The following is a 1362-nucleotide window of genomic DNA, read 5'->3' on the forward strand; positions in this document are numbered from 1 at the left end:
CACGCTTGCGCGGCGCTCAGCGAATCGAACTCGGCGACGATCAGGCTGCCGGTGAAACCCGCTGCGCCCGGATCATTGCTGTCGACCGCCGGGTGCGGGCCGGCCAATACGATACGGCCTTCGCCCTTGAGCGCTTGCAGGCGTTCCAGGTGCGCAGGGCGCGCGGCCAGGCGGGCTTCCAGCGAGTTGGCGACGTCGGTGGCAATGATGGCGTAGAGCATGTCAGTCCTCGGTTTTTGGTGTTGTGGTATCGGCGTCGTGCAGGTGACGAGACAGGTAGATGCCCTGAGCGACCAGGAACAGCACGGTCATGCCCAGGCTGCCGAACACCTTGAAGTCCACCCAGATGCTCTGGAAGGTGAAGGCGACGAACAGGTTGGCGGCCCCGCAAAACAGGAAAAAGCCGATCCAGGCGATGTTCAGGCGGGTCCAGACCGGATCCGGCAGGGTCAGTGCGTGGCCCATGATGCGTTTGATCAGCAGGCGGTCACCGATGAAGTGGCTGCCGATGAAGGCCACGGCGAACAGCCAGTTGACCACCGGCGCTTTCCACTTGAGGAAGGTCTCACTGTGGAAGGCCAGCGTCAGGCTGCCGAACACCAGGCAGGCGATCAGGGTCAGCCATTGGCTCTTTTCCAGCTTGCGCTGTTTGATGAACAACGCACCGTACACCACGAGGGAGCTGATGATCAGCATCGCGGTGGCGCTGTAAATACCGCCTACAGTCACTTCATGGCCAGCGATGTCGACGACCCGTGGATCAAGTTTGTAAACGATGAAGAACAGCAGAAGCGGGATGAAATCGATGAATTGTTTCACAGTAAGAGCCAGAAGCTGGATGTGGCGGCATAATAACAAACATATGGGCGCGCGATAGCGTCAGCTGATTTGAGGTTACAACTCCCCGTGAATGTTGATTTGCACTGCCATAGCACGGCCTCCGATGGCGCCCTGGCGCCTGCGGTTCTGGTTGCGCGTGCGTTCGAAAACGGCGTGCGAGTCCTGGCGTTGACCGACCACGACACCCTTGAAGGCCTCGCCGAAGCGCGCGCGGCCGCCGATGAATTGGGCATGCAACTGGTCAACGGCGTCGAATTGTCCTGCACCTGGGGCGGCGCGACCATTCACGTGCTGGGCTACGGTTTCGACGTCAACGCCGCGCCGTTGGTCGAGGCAATTGCCAAATTGCACGATGGCCGCTGGCTGCGGTCGGAAGAAATAAGCCGCAAGCTCGCGCTCAAGGGCATGCCCGGCGCCCTCGATGGCGCCCGGCAGATTCAGCTGGAACTGGGCGATAGCGGCAATGCGCCGGCCCGTCCGCATTTCGCTGACTGGATGGTACGTGAAGGTTTTGTAAAGGAT

Annotated in this window: 3 protein-coding genes; 1 reads left to right on the plus strand and 2 read right to left on the minus strand. The window is 60.8% G+C overall.

Annotated features, from left to right (window positions below; genetic code table 11):
• Both DBR24_RS27180 and DBR24_RS27185 read right to left on the minus strand, forming a co-directional pair.
• Positions 1–221, minus strand: a 221-nt coding sequence (locus DBR24_RS27180) for a YciI family protein (protein WP_128616261.1), incomplete at its 3' end; no start/stop codon positions are given.
• 1 nt (position 222) lies between these two features.
• Positions 223–819 (minus strand): septation protein A, encoded by a 597-nt coding sequence (locus tag DBR24_RS27185; protein ID WP_123452630.1) that lies wholly within the window; start codon positions 817–819, stop codon positions 223–225.
• Between the two features lie 87 nt (positions 820–906).
• Here DBR24_RS27185 and DBR24_RS34065 point away from each other — a divergent pair.
• Positions 907–1362 (plus strand): PHP domain-containing protein (locus DBR24_RS34065; protein ID WP_256591897.1); only part of this gene is annotated, 456 nt, incomplete at its 3' end.

This window comes from Pseudomonas sp. HMWF006, from assembly GCF_003061205.1.
Lineage (GTDB): Bacteria > Pseudomonadota > Gammaproteobacteria > Pseudomonadales > Pseudomonadaceae > Aquipseudomonas > Aquipseudomonas monsensis.